The following is a 25,069-nucleotide window of genomic DNA, read 5'->3' as shown; positions in this document are numbered from 1 at the left end:
AATCTGAAACCCGTAAACTCATTTAAAATAGGAAGATCTCCCGTGCAAACCCGAACCCTGGTCATCAGTCTCCTTCTTTTTTGTCTGGTTGTCTTTGCTGGTGCTTTTGTTATTTACGATCGCTCCCAGGGCACTAATGAACCCGCCGTTGTTGAAAAAACGCCACTGGTGAGGGATTACTCTCCCGTTATTGGCCCTGAGGACGCGCCGGTAACCATTGTCGAGTTCTTCGACCCATCCTGCGAAGGTTGTCGCGCCATGCATCCCTATGTGAAACAGATTCAGGCTGCCTACCCGGACAACGTGCGTCTGGTACTGCGCTACGTATTGTTTCACAAAGGCTCGGAAGAGGCCGTCAGAATCCTGGAAACCGCCCGTGAACAGGGGGTCTATGAGCCGGTACTGGACGCTGTTATGGAAGCACAACCGAAATGGCACGATGATCCAAAGGTCGCCGCAGCATGGGATGCGGCGGAGTCAGCCGGACTTGATGTCGAAGCCGCTCGGGCCGGTATGAACTCACCCGAGATTGACGGCATTATTCAACAGGATGCTGCGGACGTTAAGGCGGTTGGAATTTCCGGAACCCCAACATTCTACGTTAACGGAGACACCTTGAGCCGCCTGGGGCCTCAGGAACTGTACGACCTGGTGACATCCAAGGTAGGGTCACTGAAATAACAACAAAACAACCGGCAACGCTATGTCACTGCTTGACTACCTTTTACCCTACGATTTCTCGCCGCTGACCGTGCTGAGCTACATGCTCGTGATGGGGTTCTATGGCGTCGGGCTAATTCGGATGCCGGATCAGGATCGGCCTGGCTCGCTACGGATTTTTGCGTTCACCCTGGGGGTGCTGATCTGTTATGCGGTGATGCAGACGCGCTTCGATTACTACGCGCAATACATGTTCTTCGTCCATCGGGGCCAGCATCTGATTCTTCATCACATCGGGCCTATCCTTATCGCCCTGTCCAATCCGTTGCCGGTCCTGCGGTTCTGGTTTGAAAAAATCCGCCCGGGCTGGAGGCGCGCGCTACGGCCTCTGGGTTGGGTTTATCAGGTTCTGCAACAGCCCTTTATCGCCCTTTTCCTATTTGTTGGGCTCATTTATTTCTGGCTGTGGCCATCGATCCATTTCGACGCCATGCTCAGCCGGGAGCTGTACTGGGTCATGAACTGGAGCATGTTGCTGGATGGTCTTCTCTTCTGGTGGTTGATCTTTGACCCAAGACCGCCGGCGATCACCTCATCGTTGGGGTATGGCAGACGCATGTTGGTTCTGGCTGCCGCGTCGGCAATACAATGGAAAGAACGCGCTGTGGCGGCTGCGACAGCTCTGTGATTGGTGTCCAGCACGCTGGGGTCTACCAAGGTCTCTTCAACAACCTAAAAGGATTGTTGGACTGTAAAGACATCGGCGAAGGTGGTCGACAGCGCGTTCTGCGTGATTTGGATCGTTGTCGGAATGTACTGGAACAGCTTGAATTTGAACCTGAGACCGCTGACGAATGAAAACAACACGCAAGACATCCGACAGTCGAGAGCGAGATCTACGTCTTGCGTTAGCTCGCATTCAACGTGGCCGACCCCATACAGGTGAGACCAAAGTCACTATTGCCGCAGTAGCTCGTGAGGCGGGCGTCTCAACGGCGTTGATCCATAACCACTACCCGAATGTGGCCGAGGCAATCCGCGAGGCTCAGGGCCGCTCCAGTCGTGCCCAACGCGACGTAAAGCATCAGGATCTCATAGCGGAACGCGAGAAAAATAAACTGCTCCGCCAAGAACTAGAAGAGCTACGCCTGAAAACCGCTGACCTCGCGTCGATTAATGAAGTTCTGATGGCAGAACTGCGAGCCCTAAAAGCAAGAAGCGGTGACCTTAAAATAGTAGCCCTGCCCTCCCACAAAACGTGACCCACAGATCAAACGGCCTGTAATTTTTGTTCCGAGCCGCCAGATGCGAAATTGCATTTCACGTGACCACCTTTGCATTCGACCTGACCACCGATTGCATCGGATTTGACCAGCACGCTTAGTGGCCATGACCGACAGAGAACGGCCAGAAGCGGACGTTCAAGCATAGACCGGGGATGTCTACCAGAGCGGGGTAGTCCAAGCAGTCATTCAATGCGTCTACAAAAGTAGGGGCGATTCAGCTGGATGCGTTTTTTTGATTTCAAACCCTTGCGAAGGGTAATAGATTACTTATTGAACATTTCGTAAAAAAGCGTAACATTGCCGACCATGATACTTGAACAGCTCAAAGCCCTGGGCAATGACACTCGCATGCAAATGATGGAGTGGCTCAAAGACCCACTCAGTAATTTCCCACCTCAGGATCATGGCGATCCTGCGATAGGAGTGTGCGTAACCCATTTGCAGCACAAGGCCGGGCTTTCACCTTCTGCCGCGTCTGCACATTTAGCTATCTTGCAACGTGCAGGCTTCGTGCTAACCACCCGCATCGGAAAGTGGACTTACTACCGGCGCAATGAGCAGGCGATTGATGACTTTGCGGGTAGGTTGATCATCGAATTGTAATTTTTAAACTTTCATTTCGTTATTTCGCGTAATTAGAAAACATAAGGAAACCCCTATGAGCAGCAAAGCTATCTTCGTCCAACCCGGTGGCGGCTATGAAAAGGTTGTGGTTGGCAGCAGCGAAGTCCGAGCCGCAGCGCGTGGCGAAATCACCGTACGCCTTCACGCCAACTCGCTCAACTACCACGACTTCGCGGTGGTCACCGGTATATGGGGCCCTGCCGAAAAACGCATCCCCATGGCCGATGGTGCAGGTGAAGTCATTGCTGTCGGCCCAGATGTCACTGAATTCAAGGTGGGTGACTCGGTCGTCAGCACCTTCTTCCCGGAGTGGATCAACGGTGCGCCACTGGTTGAAGGCTTTGTTAGCGTGCCAGGTGATGGCATTGACGGCTACGCTCGCGAGCAAGTGACGGCCAAAGCCACATCGTTCACCCTCGCGCCTACTGGCTACAGCCATGCTGAAGCGTCGACGCTTACCACCGCCGGCCTTACTGCATGGCGCGCCCTGATGGCCGATGACTCACTCAAGCCGGGCGACACCGTGCTCGTCCAAGGCACTGGTGGCGTTTCAATTTTCGCCCTGCAGTTCGCTAAAATGGCCGGTGCTACCGTCATTGCTACCTCTTCAAGCGACGAAAAACTTGAACGTCTGAAAGCGCTAGGCGCTGATCATGTGATCAATTACCGCAGAGACCTTAACTGGGGCGAAACTGCACGCGCTCTAACGGGTGGCCGTGGTGTTGACCACATCATCGAAGTCGGCGGCCCTGCGACGCTTGAGCAATCGATGATTGCAATTCGGGTTGCTGGTCACATCTCCGTCATCGGGATATTGAGTGGCGTAAGCGGTGCAATGAATTTTGTACCGGCACTGATCAAGCAAGTGCGTCTGCAGGGTGTATTGGTGGGTAGCCGCAGCCAGCAGCAAGACATGATCCGAGCCATCAATGCTAATGGCATGCGCCCGATTATTGATCGTCATTTCCTTTTGAGCGAGATTGTCGAAGCGTTCAAGTATCAGGAAACCAACCAGCATTTCGGCAAAATTTGCCTGGATATCTAAGCATGCATGAATGGGCATGATCCGTATGCCTATCTCAAAGATGTGCTGACACGGCTGCCGACGCAGCGGACGAGAGAGATTGGCCCATTGCTGCCTGTCGCAACCGGCAGCAATGGGTCGTCTTCTGCCGGTCATGATCAAGAAGCGTGCTGGTCGAATCCGGCCCAAAGGACTGGTCAGGTCGGATGCAAACGGGCGGGCAAGTCTGTGTAATACCCAGCCAGAAACTCGATTGCCGCGTGGAGTCCTGCCATGCCCTTCCATGCCTGATCTTTGGAGCCACATGGATAGCGGATGGGCAGAGCCCGATTAACGTGCGACGACCACCTCAAAAACAAAAAACGTGAAAAAAGCTACCTAGCCTAACCGATTGTATTCTCTAGAAAAAATCGCATCTAACTGTTAGTAAAGCCCCGGAATTATTGCAATCCACCAAGGCGAACACAGGCTTCCTCATCCGGCTTTGGCCTGTTCCCGGTACAACGCAGCCCCGAGCGCCGCAAAGTAACACTGAAAGGTGTCATTGATCCGCTGGCGATGCTCGCCCTGCGGATACAGACCCGCCTTGGCTTCATCAGAGTGAACGGTTCCGTTTACCAGAAATCGGTTACACGGCTGACTGTCTTCAATAAAAGCTTCAAAGGCGCGGGCGCACAGCTCCTCCGGTTTGGCGTAATAAACCGTTTTCAAGTGCTGATCAGCCACCTGGGAGGCCCGGAACAAAGTGCTGGGTGCAGTGCCGTCCTCCGTCAGCATGATGGCCTGGAAGCAGGCGGCTAGCCGTTCATTCAGTGGATGCGGTTTACTGCTTACGCTGTTCAGCCAGGCACTTGAAGCGAAGCCGCACGGTCCGGCATTCCGGTAAGCTTTGCCACCCATGTAGTGATCAAAGGCGTGAAACCATTCATGCGCCAGGCTACCCGCACCAGCGTTCTTGGCCAGCGCCAGTTGCCGGGTGGCGGGAATGTAGTGCGCGGCCACGCCCAGCCGGCCGCCGATGCCATACTGCAGGCCCAGCGTGCTCCTCAGGGAGATCAATGGCTCCGGTCCTCGCAGGATCGTCATCAAATCACACAGCGCCTGATCGAACCGGCCGGATGCCCGGTCCCGCTCCTGGGGCGTCACCCAGCGTCCGACCTCGATGCTGCGAAAATCGAACCGTCGTCTTACGGTGACAAAGGAGACTGCCGATTCAGGTGTCATCCCTGCCCTCCCCGCTTGAGTGACCGGATGACATTGGTGATCACACCAAACACCTCCATCACCATATCGCCCTCGACGGTAATAGGCCGGTACGCTGAATTCCTTGGAAGGAGGCGAACGGGCGGTGGCGTCAAATGCAACTGCTTGACCGTCATCTCGCTTTCCAGGCTGGCGATGATGATATCTCCATGCCTGGCCCGCAGTGATCGGTCTACCACCAGGACATCGCCGGGATAGATGCCCGCCTCAACCATAGACTCCCCCTGAACTCGCACAAAGAACGTGGCAGCCGGGTGCTGGATGCACAGCTCGTTCAGGTCAATGGTTTTCTCAACGTAGTCCTCCGCCGGCGATGGGAAGCCAGCGGAGACCCGCTCCAGAAACATCGGAATGTTCAGGCGAGAGAAGGACTCAAAGTCACCAAGCAGAATGCAGGACATGCTTTACACCGGATACTGTCTGAATATACAGTATTTTGGCGAGACAATATCAGCAGGTCAACCCATCGCTGGGCACAATGCCTTATACTCGGAATAGTGCAGCTGCCAGGAAGGTGGGAGGAGTCTGTATGAAAAGCGTAATACTGATGTTTATTGGCGGCTTATTGGGCGGCCTGATCGGGCCGGTGACGGCGCTGGTGGGTGTGGCAGCCGGTTACGTGTTAGGTCGCGCTCTGACACATTCGGTCGCACCTAAGCCGAGTGAGGAACAGTCGCACTGTCGTTAACGCCGCCCCTCGTAGCATTAATCCTTCACATGCTCCCGAACAAGGTCTAGCGCTTCTTCCATGTGCTCAAACCGATGGCTGCCGCCCTCAAAGCTATGAACCGGAAAATAGTCCCCAAGCGCCCTTACGGTGTCGTTCCACGGAAGCAGTTCATCCCCCTGATCCAGCAGTACCAACCCGCTACCATAGTGGGTGAAAGGATAGTAGCTAGAAACCACTTCGTCCGTCAGTTGATAGGCCTGCCCCTGATGATCAACACCCTGCCCTATCCAGGGCTTGAGAGTGTGACCAGGATCCGTCACCGGGTTGATGGCGACAAACGGAATGCCGGATTCGGCACCCAGAATACCCGCAAGCCATCCCCCCATCGAAGTCCCAACCAGAAGGTCTGGGTTTACTTGCATCAGTTTGTCCAAGCTCTCTTCGATAACGTCTTCCGAGCCTTGGGTGTAATCGATGTCGTGACCATAGACAGGGCCAAGCCTGGCGAGCGTTTTGAGTTTGTCGCTGGTGATATCGAAGTGACTGGCGAAGCCGTGGAGGTAGTATATCTTCAGCATATCCTTCGCTCTGGAGGCTATATTTTTCCTGACCTTAGCACCGTTGCCGGGTAAATGCCTGTTTCACGGCCCAGCTGCTGTCCTCACACAACATCGAATAAAAAAGGGGTGTGGCCGCAACGTGCTCACACCCCTCACTGTAGTTTTCATCCGCCTCATCCGTGAGCTTCTATCGATGGCCGCCAATATGTGTTGTTTCCGAGCCGCCCAAAACCGATTGGCTGGCGCTTTCGATAGGCCTTCCGCTGATTGTCAGCCATGGCACTCTGGGCATCGGCGTCCCGAACATAACGGGCAAGCGTCATCGCAGGGCTGACACCGTAGCGAGCACCGGGCGAGGCACAGGTCCAAATGTGCCGGAGTGCAAGAGCCGCATCAGGGTCTACCTTGTCAAGATAAGCCAGGCCGTAGGCGCAGGCCTCTAAAGTCATGTCGGCATGGTCGCACAACCTTGCAGTTGCTGTCGGCTTACCCCACGTATCATAGGTGTAGGTCTTGCCAATATCGTGCAACAAACCAGCGACGAAACCGAGCTCCTGAAGCTCCCAAGGCATCTCGGGTTCATTGGCCTTCGTCATGACCAGAACGTTCTTCGCCACCTCCAGGGAATGAGCCAGCAGACCACCGGGCTCACTGTGATGGTAATTCCTGCTTGCCGGAGCTTTCAGGAAAACCTCCAATCTGTCACGGCGCTCCAATACTCGCTTAATGAACATCTGTAATGGGGCTGACCGCAAAGACCGTACCGCAGCCACCAGCTGATCCAGTGCCTCCGGCTTAGGGCAGAACGTTCGTGGCAAAGTCTGCAGTGCCGGCAAGCCGGCAACGTCTGCCTGCAACGGGCGACGGATATCGGTCAGCAAAATCTCACTTTCCTCCGTACCAACACAGGCCTGTCCTTTGACTACAACTAGATCCATATGCCCGAGATGCTCTGGGATCACGATAGAGCCGATCACCGCCAATACAACAATGTCGCTGGCACAACTGCTCAAGCGAAGTTTCAGATACGGGATACCCTCATCATCAAAACAAGCAACACGCCCTGTCAGACGGTAGGTGCCTTTGAACGTTTCCTGGGTCAACGGGCGCAGATCATTCAGTTTCATCACCTGCCTCCTTATCGTTTTCGATGACCCGACTCTGAATCAGACGCTCAAAGGCGCTGCCATCCATACGAGTCAGGTTCGGGATGTATCGGGAATACACTTTAAACAGCATTTCCGTTGAAGAATGGCCGAGAGTTCTGGCCACCCACTCCGGGTTCTCACCGGAGGCGAGGAGCAACGTCGCCGCTGTGTGCCGCGTCTGGTAGGGACGGCGTTTTTTTAGCTTGAGATGCTCCAGCAGCGGGTACCAGACACGCTTAGTCACGTTGTTATGGTCAAGTGGCTCACCCAGCCGGTTGCAAAATACGAACTTGCTGAGCTTGCCGGTGGCCTCGTACTGGGCCTTGAGTGCATCGTACACCGGGCCAAACATGGGAATTTCCCGCTGAGAGCCATCTGTTTTGGTGTACTCGGTCTGGCCATGAATGAGGGTTTCTCGCACCAGGATTTCCCGTTTATCGAAATCCACATGCTCCCACTTGAGGCCGTCAACTTCCCCTGTGCGCATGCCGGTGTAGAAACGCACCAGGTAGTAGTTGCGGTAATCTTCCCTGACTGTTTCGAGGATCTTTTCTACCTCATTCAGGGAGAAGGGCTCGATGTGTACCTTCTGCTGCTTCAGCGGCTTGATGTTCAGGTAGGGATTAGTGAAGTCAAACCGCTCCGCCGCCTCCGTCAGAATCATCCGCAGAATGGTCATGTGGCTGTTGATGGTTTTGGGCGCCATCAAACCACTTGCCCCCCTTCCCTTCCGCCGAGCCATCTTGTTACGCGCAGCCAAAATGTCTGGTTTGGAAATCTCGCCTACCCGTTTATCCTTGAAGGCTGGCTTCAGAGAGCTGGCCAGAATGGATTCCACATTACGAGTGTGGGAGTTCCGCCACTGGATTTTCGATTCGAGGAACCACTGGTCAGCGAAGTCTGCGAACAGAGGAGTATCAGATGCTTTGCCATTTTCTGAGTTGCTGCCAGTCCCAGCACCTGCCTGGTTGGCTTGAACCTTCTTGAGGTTACGACTATCAGGGAAATACTCCGCATAGTTGAAGTCACCCAAGAGAATCATGGCCTCAACTTTCTGCAAAAGTGCGTTTACACGTTTGCGGTTTACAAGCGTGTCCGGCAGTGCCGTTTGTTCACGACACCGGTGACCTGCGTACATAAAGTCCAAATACAGCTTTCCTGTCTCTTTCCTTGCCCTCACCTTACCCATGACAAACCACCCCGTTCGCCATAGGAATTGCCAAAAACTCATTCTCCCGGGCACCGTCTAACATTTCCTTTTCGACTTCCTCCCAAAGAAAAAGAATCTTGCGGCGGCCGAACGGCTTGATGTAGTGCTTGCCCTCTAGGAGAACCGTGTCTTTCAGACACTGGCGAATGGTCCGACAGTCATATTTGATTCGACCAGCCAGTTCTTCAGTGGTCAGATAGGTGTAAGAGTTTTCCATCGAAAAATTCCTTCCGTTGCGATACGCTAGATCAACAAAAGACATCCCCTATATCAGAATGCCATCCTAAATGACATTTTATGCAACAAAAGAACACTTGCAAGCGCTTTTTGTCATCCTGGATGATATTTTTTCATTAAGGATAAATTAGAGATGATTCGATGCCACCTGGCCCGCATTATGGGCGAGCACAAAATGAAGATCGTGGATGTGGCGCGAGAGACCGGCCTGAACCGCAACACGGTGACTCTGCTTTACAAAGAGACCGCTCAACGGATCGATCTTGATGCGCTCGACAAACTCTGTAAATTATTCAAATGTGAGGTCAGCGATCTGCTGGAGTTTCAGGAAGACCAATAGGTAAAAATTAAAGATAGCCAAGATAATTCCAGGGAGGGGATTGCTAAATGAGGGATGACCGAGTCGTCCGCTGAGGGATTATTTGGCGTGTGACATAGAAAGACTTACGGTCAATCTCACCCAACCATCAAAATAGGATGTCACAGGGATTGGCACATATGTGTCACATATACGTCACAGGGGAATTTGGTCGCCGCAAAAACAAAAAAGGCAGACCAGTAAGTTACTGATCTGCCTTTCTTTTATATGGTAGCGGGGGCAGGATTCGAACCTACGACCTTCGGGTTATGAGCCCGACGAGCTACCAGACTGCTCCACCCCGCATCAAACTGGCTGTTTACCGGGTCACCCCGATCAACGTGGCGCGAATAATACGGCGTGAAGTTGCCCCTGTCAAAGGAAATTACGGTTTTCCCGTAACTTAGCGTTCCAGAATCGCCGTCACGCCCTGACCACCCGCCGCGCAGATGGAAATCAGGCCTCGACCACTGCCCTTTTCTTCCAGCAATTTGGCCAGGGTTGCGACGATACGACCACCAGTGGCGGCAAACGGGTGCCCGGTTGCCAGACTGGAGCCTTTCACGTTCATCTTTGCCCGGTCAATACTGCCCAGCGGCGTGTCCAGGCCCAGGCGCTCCTTGCAGAAGACCGGATCTTCCCACGCCTTCAGGGTAGACAATACCTGGGCGGCGAAGGCTTCGTGAATTTCGTAGAAGTCGAAATCCTGCAGGGTCAGGCCTGCCTTCTCCAGCATGCGCGGCACGGCATAGGCCGGCGCCATCAGCAGGCCCTCTTTCTTGTCCACGAAGTCCACCGCTGCCACTTCAGAGAACGTCAGCCAGGCCTTCACTTCCATATTATTGGCTTTTGCCCACTCTTCACTTGCCAGCAACACGCAGGAGGCGCCATCCGTCAGGGCGGTGCTGTTGGCAGCAGTCATGGTGCCGTTTTCACGATCAAAACAGGGCTTCAATGTAGCCAATTTTTCAAGGGTGGTATCCGGGCGCAGGATGTTGTCTTTATCCAGACCCGCCATCGGTGTCAGAAGATCCTCGAAGAAGCCCTCGTCATAGGCCTTGGCCAGCTTCTGGTGGCTTTCCCAGGCCAGGTGATCCTGGTCCTCACGGGCAATATTCCACTCCTTCGCCGTGACCTGACAGTGATCCCCCATGGACAGTCCGGTACGCGGCTCGCCATTCTCCGGAATCTCCGGCATCAGGTGGCCAGGGCGGAAACGGCCAAGAATCTTCAGGCGCTCCTTGGCGGTTTTGGCTCGGTTCAGGTCCAGAAGAATCTCCCGCAAGCCCTCACCCACACCGATGGGCGCATCCGACGTGGTATCGGTACCGCCGGCGATGCCGCATTCAATTTGCCCAAGAGCAATTTTGTTCGCCACCAGAATGGCTGCCTCAAGCCCGGTACCACAGGCCTGCTGGATATCATAGGCCGGCGTTTCCGGTGCCAGGCCCGAGCTCAACACCGACTCACGGGTAAGGTTGAAGTCCCGGGAATGTTTAATCACCGCACCAGCGACCACCTCGCCCAGCCTCATGCCCTGGAGGTTGTAGCGATCCACCAGGCCCCGAAGCGTGGATGTCAGCAGCTCCTGATTACTGATTTTGCTGTAGGCGGTGTTGGAGCGGGCAAACGGCGTACGATTACCGCCAATAACAGCGACGCGGCGAATGCCGGGCACCTTTTTGGTAGCCCGAGAACCGGATTTCGTGCCAGTACGAGTGGTTTTTGGTGCCTGTGCCATAGCAAACTGTCCCTTCAGTGGTGATCATAAGTGGTTTGATTCAGGTTAGCCCAGAGTCTAGCGCCTGGCGCCCGTTGCTCATTGGCAACTCTGACAACGCCATGACTGAGTTGAGTCAATCCAATAACTGGCAGAAGCTTTACCCTTTGGGCTATTTCATACTCAACCAAACTCACAAGGAAGAACATCATGTCTGACCTCTACCTGAAACTGGTTAACACTCCGGTTGGCAAAACCGCCGCACAGTCGCTGGGCTTGCCCTCCCCGGCGCCCCTCAGCCGCCTGAAGCGGGTCGACCAGCCATTTATTGAAGGCGACGTATTGATTGGCGCAGGCGCCGGTGCCCGCGCTATCGCCACCCTTGGCTCAATCATTGGCGCCAGCCCGGCGGGCCTGCACCATGCCACGGGCATCGAAACCCTGGCGGACTCCGCTCAGGCGGGCAACAAAGCCAAGGCGCTGGATGTGTCCGGCGAAGTGAACGGAAAGTTCTCAGCCCTGGTATTCGACGCGACCGGTCTCAAAAACCCTCAGGAACTACGTGCTCTGTACGACTTTTTCCATCCGACCATCCGCAAACTGGCCTCCAATGGCCGGGTGCTGGTGATAGGCCTGGACCCTCACACCTGCCGGAAGGCACCCCAGGCCGCCGCCCAGCAAGCCCTTGAAGGCTTTGTACGCGCCGCTGGCAAGGAAATTGGCAAGAAGGGCTGCACGGCCAACCTGGCATGGATGGCTCCGAACGCCGAGAACCAGCTGGATTCCACGGTTCGCTTCTTCCTGTCTGCACGCTCGGCTTATGTTTCCGGCCAGGTGGTGCGTATTGGCAAAGCAGAGGAAGCCAAAGCCACCAACCCGGTGGCTCCGCTGGCCGGCAAGGTAGCCCTGGTCACTGGCGCCTCCCGGGGCATTGGCGCAGCCATTGCAGAAACCCTGGCCCGCGACGGCGCAACCGTTATCGGCCTGGATATCCCCCCGGCATTGGAGGAACTGCAGAAAGTAACCGACGCCATCAAAGGCAAGGCGCTGGCCTGCGACATTACCGAAGAAAAGGCACCCAAGCTGATTGCAGATTTCATTGAAAAAGAAACCGGCGGGGTGGATTTTGTGGTTCACAACGCCGGCATTACCCGCGACAAAACCCTCGGAAACATGCCAGAGCACTTCTGGGATATGACGATCGCTGTCAACCTGACTGCTGAGGAGTTGATCGATGAAGAACTGGCCGAGCGCAAGCTGATGCGCGACAACGGCCGTATTGTTTGCATTTCCTCCATCAGCGGCATTGCCGGCAACTTCGGCCAGACCAACTATTCCTGCGCCAAGAGCGGTGTGATCGGTTATGTGGAATCTATGGCAAAGCACCTGAAAAACGGCATAACCATCAACGCCATTGCCCCCGGTTTCATCGAAACCCAGATGACCGCCGCCATGCCATTCACCATCCGCGAGGCGGGCCGGCGAATGAACAGCCTGTCTCAGGGCGGACAACCGGTAGACGTGGCAGAAGCCATTGCCTGGTACTGCAACCCGGCTTCTGCCGGCGTTAACGGCAACGTTGTGCGGGTGTGCGGGCAGTCGCTGATCGGCAAATGATGCCGGACCTTGCACCAACCTGAACGACGAAAAACCGGGGGCATCGAGCTCCCGGTTTTTTGTATCGGGGAAGCGGTCAGACTTTCCTTCAGGCGAAAAAAAAGCAGATCCGTTTGGATCTGCTTTTCTTCACATCTGGTGGGTGGTGCAGGGATCGAACCTGCGACCCTCGCCTTGTAAGGGCGATGCTCTCCCAGCTGAGCTAACCACCCGGGAAAAAGTTGGCGGAGCGGACGGGACTCGAACCCGCGACCCCCGGCGTGACAGGCCGGTATTCTAACCAACTGAACTACCGCTCCGCATCGGTTCAACGCTGCAAATAAACGCAAAACCTGAAACCGCTTGAAAATGGTGGGTGGTGCAGGGATCGAACCTGCGACCCTCGCCTTGTAAGGGCGATGCTCTCCCAGCTGAGCTAACCACCCACTTCGTGGCCTTACTGTTCTTCAGGCTCAAAGCGGTCACTTGTCGCGCTTGGCGCTTGTTGATTCAGCATTGCTGCATCAACCAAGTGAGACGCGCATTTTAAGCATTTCACTCACCGTGTCAAATGTTTTCCGGAAAATTCATGAATTTTTTCTGACCCGGCATTACCTGAGCATTTATTAATCAAAATCAGGGGCTTGTGTGCCGTTTGCGCCCGCCAGGAAAGTCGCGCACCTCCCCGGTTTTCTGGCCCGCCTGCTCGCCCTTCTGACGCAACGCCAACTCACTGACTTTGTCTCTCCGTTCATTCGGTATCGCCTGACTGGCCAGCGAACGGTTGAGATCATCCAGCTTGACCCTGACATCCCGCCAGGACTCTTCCAGATAGGGCACCAGGCGCCCCGCCACTTTCTCGAATCGAACTACCAGATTATCTTTGAGCGACATTGTTTTTATCTCACCGCAGTCAACCAACTCCAGTGTAGACAACCCTCGCTCAGAAAATCCACCAGCCGCCGCCGGATTCCTCTTCACGGCGCCGCTTACGCTCCAATTCCAGCTTTGCGTAATCCCGCTCCAACGCCTCCAGCTTCTGATCCGCCTCCAGGGGCTCTGTGGGGCCACCACCGAACGGCCAGTACCAGGAGGCAGACTCATACTTACCCTGCTGTTTCAGTTGCTCAACCTCAAGCTCCCGCTCTTCCTCCAACGCCGCCTTTCGCTTCTTGTAATCCATGTCTTCATTGACCTCAACAATGGAAGCACCAGCATGATTCGGCGCCAGCAGGTCGCTGTTGAGGAACAGGGTGGAAACAATCTGACCGGACTGCATGGCGTAGTCACGGGTCACCAGCTGCAGATCGCCACTGGCCAGGGGATGATCCGGGTCCAGATCCGGATGGCGCCGCTCCGGCTCGGTCAGCTCGTTGTAACGCAGGTAATAGATCTTGCCGGGCTCAACCCGCAGCGTGGCATCGGCAATCAGGCTCAAGCTGAACGAATTCAGCCCCTCCAGTCCCAACAGCGGCCTGCGCATAGCGATGTGGCGCTCACCGGGTTTCACCTCAAGCCAGGTGTAGCTGTTGTTGCGGATGTTGAAGTAGTGCTTGTCGTCGATGTAGACGCTGGGCGACTCGATCTCATCCGCAGCCCATTGGGAGTGAGTGCGGTAGAAGTAAAGAACAGCATTGCGCTGATCCCAGGCATCGGTGTCGATATGGACAAAGTCATGCCCCGACACAGGATGCAGGAAAGCCCCCACACTCTTGCCAATAGATTGATAGATGGTACAGCCGGAGAGCGCCACCACACACAACAGGGCGATAGCGTTCCGAAGGTAAGGCACTCGTTTTTTCATTGTTATGCACTCTTCATCCCTATCGAGTTAGCCGATGATAACAACTGCCACTCAATAGAAATGAGAGCTACCGCAAGGGATGAATACAAATCGTTACATTCACCCCCTACACCCTGGAAGCCGAGTCTTCTGGAGAAGGCAAGAGCCTAGTTTCCGGAAACCTGCGAGCGAAGCTGGTTAACCTCTTCGGACAACCGGACCAGCCGGGAAGTAAGCTGAGACCGCGACGCATCCACCGCATCAACGGTTTTCTTGAGCTCAGACAGCTGATTCCTCAAAGCCCGGACCTCGCCGTCGCCCGCCATGGAGTCCACCTTCTGTTCCAGCGCCGCAATCTGGCCTTCCATGCCACTGATCCCCAGCTTTTGCTCCTGCTCAAAGCGCCTTATCCGGCTCTCAACCACCTGGTCCACATCACCGATCTGCTGACTCAACCGTGTCAACTGCTGCGTTGCCTCCTGGTTCGCTCGCTCCAGCGAAGCGACGGAATCGTCAAGCCGCTGCCGCACCTGCGCCACATCCGCCGACAACCCCGTGCGTGCCTGCTCCAACGATGCGGTCAAATCAGACGCAGCCTTGTTTGCCTGGGCAAGCTGATCATCAACATCCGCCAACCTTTGCTGGTGCTCATCAAGCCGTTTTTTGTTGCGCTCGTTGGCAATCACCCAGAGTTTACGGATTTCACTGTCTGCGGAATCCAGGCGCTCGTCATTAGCCGCAATCTTCTCCTCCAGGGAAGCTCCCCGCTCCTGCAGCGACTCCCCGGTTTCTGATAACTCACCCTCAAAGCGCGCCAGCGCCAACTTACTCTGCCGAGCCCAGTAATCCGCCTCTTCCAGCTGCCCCTCAAGGGCTTCAATACGCTCATTCTGAAAATACCAGCCGGCACCCGCGCCTGCGGCCACGACCACCAACAAAAGCCACATCAACAACCCACCTCCCGGGCCGCCACCGCCAGACGTCTTCTCCGGTTTTGGGGGCTTAGGAGGCTTCTGCCGGTTACTGGCGGATTTACCTTTTTGCCCATCAGGCTTTCTGGGCTCGGCGCCACCAATAGGGGGCTCAGCTCTCAGCTCGTCATCGTCCGGGCGAATGGGTTCCATTACTACTCCTGAATCGGGATGGTCAAAATGTCAGCCACGATAATACCCGCACTTAACAATCCGTTAAAATGAAGCCTTTTAAAGATTACCGGAACCACGCCCGCCCTGTGTTGCATGGTAGGTAGGCAAAACATACAATGGCCGGCTTTCCAATTATCACAGGACAGTTGCATATGCAGCCGCTTGTAGGACTCATCATGGGCTCGAAATCCGACTGGCCCACCATGGAACACGCCGCCGACATGCTCGAAAAACTCGGCGTCGCCTACGAAACCCGGGTGGTCTCCGCCCACCGCACACCCGACCTGCTCTTTGACTACGCCAAAACCGCAGCCGACCGCGGCCTGAAAGTCATCATTGCAGGCGCCGGCGGTGCAGCTCACCTACCCGGCATGGTTGCCTCCCAGACCTCTCTGCCAGTCCTGGGCGTTCCTGTACAATCAAAGGCCCTGAACGGCCTGGATTCGCTGCTGTCTATCGTACAGATGCCTGGCGGCATCGCCGTTGGCACCCTGGCCATCGGCAAAGCGGGCGCCACCAACGCCGGCCTGCTGGCAGCACAGATTATTGGCACGTCTGACGATGGCGTCCGAAAGGCTGTTGACGAGTTCAGAGCAACACAAACACAAACAATTCTGGATAACCCTGATCCAAGAGATCAGTGAAGCCAACTCCCAAGGCTGGATGAGCAGTTCGGGGAAGGCTTTCCAAAACTGTGCGGAGCCATGGATGGCGGAGCCCAAGCGCCCCATGGATGGGCTTGAGCGTGTTTTGGAAAGCCTTCCCCGAACTGCTCACACCACCAATGTCAGAGCCGAAACCGTGGCAGGAGAAATTACATGAGAATTGGTGTACTTGGCGCCGGCCAACTAGGCCGCATGCTAGCCCTCGCAGGCTACCCCCTGGCCAAAGACTTCGTGTTCTATGACATGTCCGGCAGCCCCAGCGCCGGCCTTGGCGAAGTCATCATCGACCGTGACGGCCAATACCTGGACGACTTCATCTCCCGGGTTGACCGCGTCACCTACGAATTCGAACACCTGCCCGTCGCCGTGGCAGAAGAACTCGCCAAACACAAACCCGTGCATCCCTGCCCCAGGGCCCTGGAAGTTTGCCAGAACCGCGAAGCCGAAAAGACCCTGTTCGGCCGCCTGGGCATCCCCACACCCCAATGGCAAATCGCAGACAGCGCCGAGTCACTCAAAGCCGCTGCCGAAGAACTCGGCTGCCCGGTAGTTGCCAAGTCCATCACCGAAGGCTACGACGGCAAAGGCCAGGCAGTACTGAAAACACCGGAAGAAGCACAAGCCGCCTGGAGCAGCATCGGGCACCCACGGGTGATCGTCGAAAAGTTCGTCAACTTCAAACGTGAAGTATCGATTATTGCCGTGCGCGCGGAGGACGGCGACCTGGCCTTCTACCCCATTGCCGAGAACACCCACCACGAAGGCATCCTTCGTTATTCCATTGCTCCCGCGCCTGCGCTTCAGGCACACATTCAGCAAGACGCAGAGAAATACATCAAATCTCTGCTGAACGAATTGAACTACGTGGGCGTATTAACCCTCGAGCTTTTTGAGACCGATGATGGCCTGGTGGCCAACGAAATGGCGCCGCGAGTACACAACTCCGGGCACTGGACCATCGAAGGTGCGATGACCAGCCAGTTTGAAAACCACATTCGCGCTGTCAGCGGCCATGCCCTGGGCAACGTGGTAGCCAGAGGGCTTAGCTGCATGATAAACATCATCGGCGAGCATGGAGACATTGAACGCATACTGGAACTGCCCTACGCTCATGTTCACCTCTACAATAAAGGTGAGCGCCCGGGGCGCAAGCTGGGGCATGTAAATATTCTGGCCGACAGCTATGAAGAGCTGGTTTGGCGGGTCCGGAACTGCGCACAGTTCCTGCCCGGCAGCCCCGAGTTTACAAGTACTCTTACACCAAGGGGTTGATTTAGCTCAAATCGCCCCTATATTGCTGTGACGTACACATTCAACATAAACAGAGAGACAGGGAGAACGACCTCATGGCATTTGAACTTCCCGCACTGCCTTACGAAAAAAACGCTCTGGAACCGCACATGTCCCAGGAAACCCTGGAATACCATTACGGCAAGCATCACCAGACCTACGTCACCAAGCTGAATGGCCTGATCGACGGCACCGATAATGCCAGCAAATCCCTGGAAGACATTATCAAGAGCGCGAGCGGCCCACTGTTTAACAACGCTGCGCAGGTATGGAACCACACCTTCTTCTGGAACTGCCTGAGCCCGAACGGCGGTGGCGAGCCCACTGGCGCTGCCAAAGAGGCGATCGAGAAGGCCTTTGGTTCTTTCGAAGAGTTCAAGAAAGAATTCAACGACAAAGCCGCCAACAACTTCGGCTCAGGCTGGACCTGGCTGGTGAAGAAGGCTGACGGCAGCGTCGCCATTGTCAATACCAGCAACGCGGAAACACCGCTGACTGGTGCTGACAAGCCGGTACTGACTGTCGACGTATGGGAACACGCCTACTACATCGACTACCGGAACAGTCGCCCGAACTACCTCGAAGGCTTCTGGAACCTGGTCAACTGGGATTTCGTTAACGAAAATCTGGCCTGATCACAGAGAAGTGCACTCCGGAAGCAGCCTGGCTGCTTCCGCCCGAACGCCCGCCAGGTCTGCCTGGCGGGCGTTTCTGTATCCAAATGCGACGAAACCGCAACAAATCGATACACGCCCACCCATGATTATTTGAAAAAATCGGCCATACTCCATGCAGTTGCAAAAATCTGAACCATACTGTCGTACACGGCAGGCCTGACCCTGGCGCCTGCACCCAAGAACAATCCGGACAGATGAGCCACAAGACTCGGAATGCAAACCTCCTTCAAAGTTGAAAATCACCTGGGATACCGAATCCTGCGCTGGGTGCTGATTGTCGCCCTGTTGACAGGCATCCTGGTCAGCACCGTTCAGGTTGCTCTCGACGCCAGGCGGGTATCCATGGAACTGGAACGCCAGGCCAACCAGACCATGGCAATGGTTCGTTACGCCGCCACCCAGTCCGTTTTCAGTATTGATAACACCCTGGCCCAGCAAGTGGTTGATGGCCTTTTCGCGCTGGAGCCCATTCACCTCGCTCGCATTTCCCACCCGGATGGCGACCAATTGGGCGGCCGGCTCAGGCCGCTGCAAGACCGGGCATTCCGCCCCATTACCGACCCCATTTTCGGCAGCATTCGTGAATACCGCGAAAGCCTGCACCGAGGCACCAGCCCAGACACGATCTACGGCTACCTTGAAGTGCACTACGACACTGCCCCTATCGCTGAGAACTGGCTGAACCGGGCATTAATCACCTTTGGTTCAGGCATTGCACTGGCACTGATTCTGGGCCTTGTACTGTTCGTGGTGTTCCACCTGGTACTTACCCGCCCCCTTTTGCGCATTGTACAGTCCGTTCGCACAGTCGACCCGGCACGGCCCGACGACCGGCTGATTGCGGTTCCGGACGGACATCGGGCAGACGAGCTTGGGCTATGGGTGAACGCCACCAATAATCTTCTGGTATCTATCGCTGAGAGCCAGAAAAGGCATCAGGAAGCCGAAGATCGGGTCAACCGCCTGGCACGCTATGACACTCTGACCGGGCTACCCAGCCGCGACGCATTCATGGAAGACCTGCAACACGACATCGTGACTGCCAGGGAATCCCATGGCATACTGGCATTGACGGTTTGCGGCATTGATGACTTCAAATCCGTGAACGAACAGTGCGGCTTCCGAACTGGCGACACCATATTGCAGACCGTCGCCAGTCGCCTGACCGCCAACCTGCCTTCGGAACGGTTCAGTGTTGCCCGGCTGGGCAGCGACCAGTTTGTGGTTGTTGAGAAGCGGCTGCGCGATGGATTTCAGGCGGCCGATACCGCCGAAAAGATTCTGGGCAGCTTCGCCACCCCGATCAACGCCGGCAACCATCGCATATCCATGACGGCTACCCTCGGTATTGCCCTGTTCCCCTCCGATGCTGACCAGGCCGACCGGCTTCTGCAAAGCGCCGAACAGACCATGGCACTGGCCAAGCAGAACGGACACAATCATTTCCAGTTCTACGTAGCCAGCATTGATCAGGAAATCCGAGAACGCAAACAGCTTGAGAAAGACCTGAGCAACGCCCTCGCAAATCACGAGTTCCATCTGGTCTACCAGCCTCAGATCAACCTTGAGACCAAGCGAATTATCGGTGCAGAAGCGCTGTTGCGCTGGGAACATCCCGAGCGCGGCATGATTCCCCCTGATCACTTCATCCCCGTTGCCGAGTCCAATGGCGCCATCGTCGAGATTGGCCAATGGGTACTGGACCAGGCCTGCTGGCAAGCCGCCCGATGGGCCAGTGAAGGCTCACCCCTCAGAATTGCGGTGAACCTGTCTGCTGTTCAGCTTCGCCAGGAATCCATCGTCGATGACATCCTGAACACCCTGAAACGCCACAACATCCCCGCCGGCCGGCTAGAGCTTGAGGTCACCGAAACCAGCTTCATGACCAATCTCAGCGATGCCGTGGCCAAGCTGCATCGCCTGCATCGGGCAGGCATCAGCATCGCGGTGGACGATTTTGGCACCGGATACTCGTCTCTCACCTACCTGAAGCAGATGCCGGTTCAGCACCTGAAAATCGACAAGCAGTTCATTCGGGACTTGCTGGTCAATGAGGAAGACACACGAATTGCCAACACCATCATTGACCTTGGCAAAAGTCTGAACCTCACCGTCGTGGCCGAAGGGGTTGAAACCGCCGAACAAGAGTACTATCTGAGCCAGCGTGGTTGTAAACTGGCCCAGGGGTACTTTTTCAGCAAACCACTGCCACCCAAGGAATTTGAGACGTTTGTACACACTTTCCATGCCCGTATCGTGGAAAATAACGCCTGAACCTTTCATCCTGAGGAGTAGTCATGGGAACGACCGTCATCGGCCTTGTTGTTATTGCCGTTGTCATACTGTACCTGGTGTTTATCTACAACAACCTGGTATCGCTGCGCAATCAGTTCAAGAATGGCTTTGCGCAGATTGATGTGCAGCTGCAGCGCCGCCATGACCTGATTCCCAACCTGGTGGAAGCCGCCAAGGCCTACCTCGTTCACGAAAAATCGACGCTGACCCAGGTGATGGAAGCCCGCAACAACGCCGTCAGCGCCCAGAAAGACGCGGCGAAAGACCCGGGGGACGGCACCAAGATCCAGCGTTTGGGCAGTGCCGAGAACCTGCTGACCAAAGCTCTGGCAAACTTCTACGCCGTTTCTGAAAACTACCCGGAACTGAAAGCCAACGAAACCATCCAGCAACTGATGGAAGAGCTCTCCAGCACCGAAAACCGGGTGGCCTTTGCCCGCCAGGCCTACAATGACAGCGTGATGACCTACAACATTTTCCGCGAGAAGTTCCCGAACAATATTGTTGCCGGCATGTTTGCCTTCAAGGAAACCGCCCAGCTGCAACTGGAAACCCCGGAAGCGCGCCAGGTACCAAAAGTCAGCTTCTGAGGCCTGAATCATGGCAAACCCCGGTTTCTTCCAGCGCCAGGCCGATGCCCGGCGCAATACCGGCCTGTTAATCGTCCTGTTTCTGACAGCAGTCACCCTGATTACCCTGGCCGTTTGTCTGGTCGGTTACCTTGTCACCCGCAGCCAAACCTCCGCTCTGCCCTTCCATTACTGGCTCACTTCCAGCCACGGACTCACCACCGCACTCGCGGTGGTGTTGCTTATAGGCGTTGGCTCGCTGGTGCGCTGGGCAGACCTGGCTGGTGGCGGTAGCCGGGTGGCCAAAATGGTGGGCGCCCGCCCGATTGAGCCCGACACCAACGATCCCGAAGAACGCAAACTTCGCAATATCGTGGAAGAAATGGCCATCGCCAGTGGTGTGCCCGTGCCAGATCTGTACGTGATGGACAACGAAACCAGCATCAACGCCTTTGTGGCAGGCTACACGCCTGGTGAGGCCGTTATGGTGGTTACCCACGGCGCACTTACCCACCTCACCCGAGACGAGCTTCAGGGCGTGGTGGGGCACGAGTTCAGCCATATATTGAATGGTGATATGCGCATTAACGTCCGGCTGATTGCGCTGCTGGCCGGCATTCTGATGCTTGGTCAGATTGGCCAGTTCCTGCTTCGGGCAGGTTTCTACAGCGGCGGCCGAAGCCGAAATCGGGATGGCCGTGCGCAGGCTGCAATGGGCCTGATAGGTTTTGCCCTGATGATCATCGGCTATGTGGGTGTGTTCTTCGGCCGACTGATTCAGGCAGCGGTATCCCGGCAAAGGGAAATGCTGGCCGACGCCTCCTCCGTACAATTTACCCGTAACCCCGAAGGCATAGGCAGCGCCCTGTTCAAAATTGGTATGAAGGGCGGCTACCTGGACACCACCAGCCATGCCAGCGATATGAACCACATGTGTTTTGGTGAGTCGGCACGGATGAAGTTCAGTTCTCTTCTCGCCTCCCACCCGCCCATCAACGAACGCATCAATGCAATCCAGCCGGGTATGCTGGCACGCTTACGCAGCCGCCTGCGAGACACTGAACCAGGCCAAAAGCTTCGCCAGGACACCTCAAAGACTACCGGCAAAGCGGGCCTGAACGACCTGGTCAATCAGGTTGTGGCGCCTGCCAGGGGCCGTAGTAGCTCATCACCGGTGCGCTCTTCCCTGGCACCCGATACGCCACAGCCGGCAGAAAAGCTGTCCACACGGGTAGGCACCGTCAGCGCCCAGAGCGAAGCCTTTGCCGTCCAGCTTCTGGAACAATTGCCATCCACCTTCCGTAACCTGCTCTACACCCGCTCCGGCGCGATTCAGCTGTGCTATGCCCTGCTGATCTTTGATCTCTCGCCGAGCATCCAGAAACAACGACTGACGCTGTTAACCGAACACCCGCTACTGGGCGCTCAGCCAGACCTGCTGGACAAAATGCTGCCAGCCCTGGCAAGGCTGGGTGAAACTGCACGCTTCCCGGTACTGGAACTGGCCATGCCGGCATTGCGGAAACTGGACCCGGAAGAACGCGACGCCCTGCTTAAAAACGTTCAGAAGCTGGTCGCAGCCGACAACCGGGTGAGCCTGTTCGAGATGGCCCTGACCACCTTCCTGAACCGGCATCTCGAGCTTGGCGCAGAACAGGTTGTACCGGTCAAATACCGAAACTATCGCCAGGTGATGCCGGCCCTGCGGCGCCTGCTCAGCCTGTTCGCCCGCGCCGGCACCGACACCCCTGAGGACGCCGACAAACTGTATCTTGAAGCCATGGCCGGCTTTGGCACCAGTCAGGAAGAAAGCAGAGCCGGGAAGGTGTCCATGCGAGAACTGAGAGAAGCGCTGGAAATACTGAATCGGCTGTCGCCGCTACTGAAGCCCGCCGTTATCGACGCCTGCGGCTACTGCGTGACTCACGATGGCAAGGTGGATGTTCGGGAGTATGAGTTAATGCGACTGGTAGCAGATCAGCTGGATTGCCCGATGCCTCTCCGGGGTCTGTCCCCGAACGGGGACTGACCCACTTTTGCCCGTCTGTTGCACCCCAGCCTAACTACCTACTCGGCCTTCCAAAATGGGTCAGTCCCCATTCGGGGACAGACCCTAGGGGACTGACCCACCTTTGCCCGTCTGTTGCACCCAAGTCTGACCTCGTACCTAGCCTTCCAAAATGGGTCAGTCCCCATTTGGGGACAGACCCTGAGAGACTGACCCACCTTTGCCCGTCTGTTGCACCTAAGTCTGACAACGTGCTTGGCCTGCCAAAATGGGTCAGTCCCCGTTCGGGGACAGACCCCGGGACCCTACTGCCTACGCCCCTGGAACAGCATATCCACCGAGGGCTGGTCTTCCGGGGCGGGCAGGCCGAGCTTTTCGCGGACTTCAAGGTTTACGTCCCACAGCTGGTTAAACTTCTCGGTAGTGGCAGCCACGCTCTCGTCTTTACCGAGCATAATGGTCGGCCTCAGGAAGACCAGCAGGTTGCGCTTGATGCGGGTTTCAGACTCCGATGAGAACAGGCGCCCAAGCAACGGGATATCCCCTAGCAGCGGCACCTTACTCTTGTTGACCTGGAAGTCATCCTTGATCAGCCCGCCCAGAACCACGGTTTCACCATCATCGGCGAGCACGGTGGTTTTGATTTCACGCTTGTTGGTGATCAGATCAGAGGCGCCAGAGACCGTCGTGGTAGAGATATCCTCGGTGGTCTGCTCGACCACCAGCCGAACCAGGCCGTCGGCACTGATGGTCGGTGTTACTTTCAGGGAAAGGCCCACATCACGGCGCTCAATGGTGGTAAACGGGTTGGTGGTTCCATCACCGGTAACCGTCGACTGCCCCGTCCGGAACGGCACGTTCTGGCCCACAATAATCTCGGATTCCTGATTATCCAAGGTAATGATGCTCGGTGTCGAAAGCAGGTTGGCAGCGGATGAGGAAGACAGCGCCTGAATCAGAATACCCCAGGTGAGACCGTCCCGATCCCGCTGGCCAGCGCCAACGGTAATGCCGCCGCCCAACTGCGGCAGGGTATCGCCTACCAGCGCACCAATCACCGAGTTCAGCCCCAGCATGCCCTCACCACTGGTAAGGTTAGTGCCCATTACCGGGAAAGCGTTGGCAGACTCATCACCAGCCGCCAGTTGGACACCCAACTGATCTCCCAGCTCGTCACTGATCTCGACAATCGCCGCTTCAATCATCACCTGAGCCCGGCGCACATCCAGAGCGGCCACAATTTGCTCGGCTTCCTGCATCAACGACGGCTCGCCACGGACAACCAACGCATTCAAACCTTCATCGGCGAACACCGAGAAGCTTGCGGAACGGCTACCCGATGAGCCACTACCCCCGGAACCACTGCCGGTACTCGATTCCCGCACCACTTCTCCCATCACGCCCTTTAGGATTTCGGTCAGGGCTTTGGAGTCAGCGTGCTTGAGTCGGATGACTTTTGTCGTGCCGCCAGTTGCCGAGGGCTGATCAAGCTGGCGAATCAAGCCCCGCATTTTGTCACGAAAAGTCTCGTCGCCCCTGAGAATCAGCCGATTGCTCCGCTCATCCGCAGTCACACTGTACTTTCTCGCGGAACTGTCACCGCTACCGCGACGCAATTCATCGGGCGCGAGTTCCTGCAGGAGTTTGACCATATCGCCCACCCAGGCTTCCCTGAGCTGGATAACCTCAACCTCGTATTTGGAAGGGCTGTCCAGTTCGCGAACGATCTGCTCAATACGCTGGATATTGGAAGAATGGTCACTGACAATCAACGCATTAGCTGCTGCCACGCCGGCCAGATGTCCATACTTGGCCACCAGCGGGCGCAGGATGGGCACCAACTCCAGGGCATTGGCATTATCAATTTGGATAACCCGGGTAATCAGCTGTTCAGATGGGGTAACCTCGAATCGATCCAGAATCTCGGCAGACTGCTTTGCATCCACCTGCTGGATGATCTTGATCACTTCTTCCCCGGGAATGGCGGTGAAACCGTGCACATTCAATACCGCCAGGAACAGATCATAGATTTCGTGCTTGTTCATGGGCGCACTGGACAGTACGGTCACCTTGCCCTTAACCCTGGGGTCCACCACAAAACTGTACCCGGTAATATCCGCCACCTGAGTGACAAAAGCCCGGATGTCCGCATCCTTGAGGTTCAACCGCCAGGTTTCATCCTGTGCCTGAGCCACCGATAGGATTGGCAACAGCAGAAGAAACACGAGGGTCCGGAGTACGTTGGTCTTGTGGTTATACATCTGGCGATATCGTCCTGTTG

The 25,069-nt window shown here is 56.0% G+C and carries 24 protein-coding genes, 4 tRNA genes and 2 pseudogenes; 15 read left to right on the top strand and 15 right to left on the bottom strand.

Features of this window, described 5'->3' with window-relative positions; genetic code table 11:
• Nucleotides 1-42: 42 nt before the first annotated feature.
• From J122_RS07785 to J122_RS21115, 6 genes and pseudogenes are all read left to right on the top strand, one after another.
• Nucleotides 43-681: a DsbA family protein gene (locus J122_RS07785; protein ID WP_058091791.1), complete on the top strand. Its 639-nt coding sequence runs from the start codon at nucleotides 43-45 to the stop codon at nucleotides 679-681.
• 22 nt (nucleotides 682-703) lie between these two features.
• Nucleotides 704-1,309 (top strand): annotated as a pseudogene (locus J122_RS07780) (cytochrome c oxidase assembly protein); the annotation flags it as partial.
• A 205-nt stretch (nucleotides 1,310-1,514) separates the two neighbouring features.
• Nucleotides 1,515-1,922: a TetR family transcriptional regulator gene (locus tag J122_RS07775; protein ID WP_058091792.1), complete on the top strand. Its 408-nt coding sequence runs from the start codon at nucleotides 1,515-1,517 to the stop codon at nucleotides 1,920-1,922.
• Between the two features lie 330 nt (nucleotides 1,923-2,252).
• A complete protein-coding gene (locus J122_RS07770) occupies nucleotides 2,253-2,549 on the top strand; it encodes an ArsR/SmtB family transcription factor (protein WP_058091793.1) in 297 nt (98 codons plus the stop codon).
• 55 nt (nucleotides 2,550-2,604) lie between these two features.
• Nucleotides 2,605-3,615, top strand: coding sequence for a zinc-dependent alcohol dehydrogenase family protein (locus J122_RS07765; RefSeq protein ID WP_058091794.1), 1,011 nt, complete (start codon nucleotides 2,605-2,607; stop codon nucleotides 3,613-3,615).
• Nucleotides 3,616-3,711, top strand: a pseudogene (locus tag J122_RS21115) (transposase domain-containing protein); the annotation flags it as partial. It abuts the gene before it with no gap.
• A 357-nt stretch (nucleotides 3,712-4,068) separates the two neighbouring features.
• On the opposite strand, the gene J122_RS07760 reads toward J122_RS21115, so the two are convergent.
• Nucleotides 4,069-4,818, bottom strand: a complete 750-nt coding sequence (locus J122_RS07760; RefSeq protein WP_058091795.1) for a CLCA_X family protein — start codon at nucleotides 4,816-4,818, stop codon at nucleotides 4,069-4,071.
• Nucleotides 4,815-5,258, bottom strand: a complete 444-nt coding sequence (gene umuD, locus J122_RS07755) for a translesion error-prone DNA polymerase V autoproteolytic subunit (RefSeq protein WP_058091796.1) — start codon at nucleotides 5,256-5,258, stop codon at nucleotides 4,815-4,817. The genes J122_RS07760 and umuD overlap by 4 nt, the downstream gene beginning before the upstream one ends.
• A gap of 128 nt (nucleotides 5,259-5,386) precedes the next feature.
• Between umuD and J122_RS22460 the strand changes: the two genes are divergently transcribed.
• Nucleotides 5,387-5,545, top strand: coding sequence for a hypothetical protein (locus J122_RS22460; RefSeq protein WP_156471732.1), 159 nt, complete (start codon nucleotides 5,387-5,389; stop codon nucleotides 5,543-5,545).
• 17 nt (nucleotides 5,546-5,562) lie between these two features.
• Here the strand turns inward: J122_RS22460 and J122_RS07750 are convergent, their stop codons facing one another.
• From J122_RS07750 to J122_RS07735, 4 genes are all read right to left on the bottom strand, one after another.
• Nucleotides 5,563-6,105, bottom strand: a complete 543-nt coding sequence (locus tag J122_RS07750) for a YqiA/YcfP family alpha/beta fold hydrolase (RefSeq protein ID WP_058091797.1) — start codon at nucleotides 6,103-6,105, stop codon at nucleotides 5,563-5,565.
• A 155-nt stretch (nucleotides 6,106-6,260) separates the two neighbouring features.
• On the bottom strand, nucleotides 6,261-7,214 hold the full coding sequence (locus tag J122_RS07745; RefSeq protein ID WP_058091798.1) for a TraI domain-containing protein: 954 nt from the start codon (nucleotides 7,212-7,214) through the stop codon (nucleotides 6,261-6,263).
• On the bottom strand, nucleotides 7,201-8,424 hold the full coding sequence (locus J122_RS07740; protein WP_058091799.1) for a tyrosine-type recombinase/integrase: 1,224 nt from the start codon (nucleotides 8,422-8,424) through the stop codon (nucleotides 7,201-7,203). Before J122_RS07740 ends, J122_RS07745 begins: the two co-directional genes overlap by 14 nt.
• Complete coding sequence (locus tag J122_RS07735) at nucleotides 8,417-8,662, bottom strand: hypothetical protein (protein ID WP_058091800.1); 246 nt, start codon at nucleotides 8,660-8,662, stop codon at nucleotides 8,417-8,419. Before J122_RS07735 ends, J122_RS07740 begins: the two co-directional genes overlap by 8 nt.
• A 153-nt stretch (nucleotides 8,663-8,815) precedes the next feature.
• Between J122_RS07735 and J122_RS07730 the strand changes: the two genes are divergently transcribed.
• Nucleotides 8,816-9,022 carry a helix-turn-helix domain-containing protein gene (locus tag J122_RS07730; protein WP_058091801.1) on the top strand — a complete coding sequence of 69 codons (207 nt, stop codon included), beginning with the start codon at nucleotides 8,816-8,818 and terminating at the stop codon, nucleotides 9,020-9,022.
• Nucleotides 9,023-9,269: 247 nt separating this feature from the next.
• Here J122_RS07730 and J122_RS07725 read toward each other — a convergent pair.
• Nucleotides 9,270-9,346: transfer RNA gene (locus J122_RS07725), tRNA-Met, on the bottom strand.
• Between the two features lie 97 nt (nucleotides 9,347-9,443).
• Nucleotides 9,444-10,718 (bottom strand): acetyl-CoA C-acetyltransferase, encoded by a 1,275-nt coding sequence (locus J122_RS07720; RefSeq protein ID WP_061331776.1) that lies wholly within the window; start codon nucleotides 10,716-10,718, stop codon nucleotides 9,444-9,446.
• Between the two features lie 252 nt (nucleotides 10,719-10,970).
• On the opposite strand from J122_RS07720, the gene J122_RS07715 reads away from it, so the two are divergent.
• A complete protein-coding gene (locus J122_RS07715; protein ID WP_061331735.1) occupies nucleotides 10,971-12,377 on the top strand; it encodes a 3-oxoacyl-ACP reductase in 1,407 nt (468 codons plus the stop codon).
• Between the two features lie 136 nt (nucleotides 12,378-12,513).
• Here the strand turns inward: J122_RS07715 and J122_RS07710 are convergent.
• From J122_RS07710 to J122_RS07685, 6 genes are all read right to left on the bottom strand, one after another.
• Nucleotides 12,514-12,589 (bottom strand) — tRNA-Val (locus tag J122_RS07710).
• 10 nt (nucleotides 12,590-12,599) lie between these two features.
• Nucleotides 12,600-12,676: transfer RNA gene (locus J122_RS07705), tRNA-Asp, on the bottom strand.
• A gap of 50 nt (nucleotides 12,677-12,726) precedes the next feature.
• Nucleotides 12,727-12,802: transfer RNA gene (locus tag J122_RS07700), tRNA-Val, on the bottom strand.
• A 190-nt stretch (nucleotides 12,803-12,992) separates the two neighbouring features.
• Nucleotides 12,993-13,250 carry a hypothetical protein gene (locus tag J122_RS07695; protein ID WP_061331734.1) on the bottom strand — a complete coding sequence of 86 codons (258 nt, stop codon included), beginning with the start codon at nucleotides 13,248-13,250 and terminating at the stop codon, nucleotides 12,993-12,995.
• A gap of 49 nt (nucleotides 13,251-13,299) precedes the next feature.
• Complete coding sequence (locus tag J122_RS07690) at nucleotides 13,300-14,160, bottom strand: DUF2846 domain-containing protein (RefSeq protein ID WP_061331733.1); 861 nt, start codon at nucleotides 14,158-14,160, stop codon at nucleotides 13,300-13,302.
• Nucleotides 14,161-14,306: 146 nt separating this feature from the next.
• Nucleotides 14,307-15,263 carry a hypothetical protein gene (locus J122_RS07685; RefSeq protein WP_061331732.1) on the bottom strand — a complete coding sequence of 319 codons (957 nt, stop codon included), beginning with the start codon at nucleotides 15,261-15,263 and terminating at the stop codon, nucleotides 14,307-14,309.
• Nucleotides 15,264-15,436: 173 nt separating this feature from the next.
• On the opposite strand from J122_RS07685, the gene purE reads away from it, so the two are divergent.
• From purE to J122_RS07655, 6 genes are all read left to right on the top strand, one after another.
• Nucleotides 15,437-15,928, top strand: coding sequence for a 5-(carboxyamino)imidazole ribonucleotide mutase (gene purE, locus J122_RS07680; RefSeq protein ID WP_061331731.1), 492 nt, complete (start codon nucleotides 15,437-15,439; stop codon nucleotides 15,926-15,928).
• A 174-nt stretch (nucleotides 15,929-16,102) separates the two neighbouring features.
• Complete coding sequence (locus tag J122_RS07675; RefSeq protein WP_061331730.1) at nucleotides 16,103-17,221, top strand: 5-(carboxyamino)imidazole ribonucleotide synthase; 1,119 nt, start codon at nucleotides 16,103-16,105, stop codon at nucleotides 17,219-17,221.
• 74 nt (nucleotides 17,222-17,295) lie between these two features.
• On the top strand, nucleotides 17,296-17,874 hold the full coding sequence (sodB, locus tag J122_RS07670) for a superoxide dismutase [Fe] (RefSeq protein ID WP_061331729.1): 579 nt from the start codon (nucleotides 17,296-17,298) through the stop codon (nucleotides 17,872-17,874).
• Nucleotides 17,875-18,129: 255 nt separating this feature from the next.
• Nucleotides 18,130-20,190, top strand: coding sequence for a putative bifunctional diguanylate cyclase/phosphodiesterase (locus tag J122_RS07665; RefSeq protein ID WP_061331728.1), 2,061 nt, complete (start codon nucleotides 18,130-18,132; stop codon nucleotides 20,188-20,190).
• 23 nt (nucleotides 20,191-20,213) lie between these two features.
• The gene (locus J122_RS07660; protein ID WP_061331727.1) at nucleotides 20,214-20,801 is read left to right on the top strand and encodes a LemA family protein; all 588 of its coding nucleotides are present in this window, start codon (nucleotides 20,214-20,216) and stop codon (nucleotides 20,799-20,801) included.
• A 10-nt stretch (nucleotides 20,802-20,811) separates the two neighbouring features.
• Nucleotides 20,812-22,809, top strand: coding sequence for a M48 family metallopeptidase (locus tag J122_RS07655; RefSeq protein WP_061331726.1), 1,998 nt, complete (start codon nucleotides 20,812-20,814; stop codon nucleotides 22,807-22,809).
• Between the two features lie 284 nt (nucleotides 22,810-23,093).
• Here the strand turns inward: J122_RS07655 and gspD are convergent, their stop codons facing one another.
• Nucleotides 23,094-25,049, bottom strand: coding sequence for a type II secretion system secretin GspD (gspD, locus tag J122_RS07650; RefSeq protein WP_061331725.1), 1,956 nt, complete (start codon nucleotides 25,047-25,049; stop codon nucleotides 23,094-23,096).
• Between the last annotated feature and the right edge of the window lie 20 nt (nucleotides 25,050-25,069).

The organism is Marinobacter excellens LAMA 842 (assembly GCF_001574445.1).
In the GTDB taxonomy this organism is placed as follows: Bacteria; Pseudomonadota; Gammaproteobacteria; order Pseudomonadales; family Oleiphilaceae; genus Marinobacter; species Marinobacter shengliensis.
This window is presented reverse-complemented; position numbering and strand designations above follow the sequence as displayed.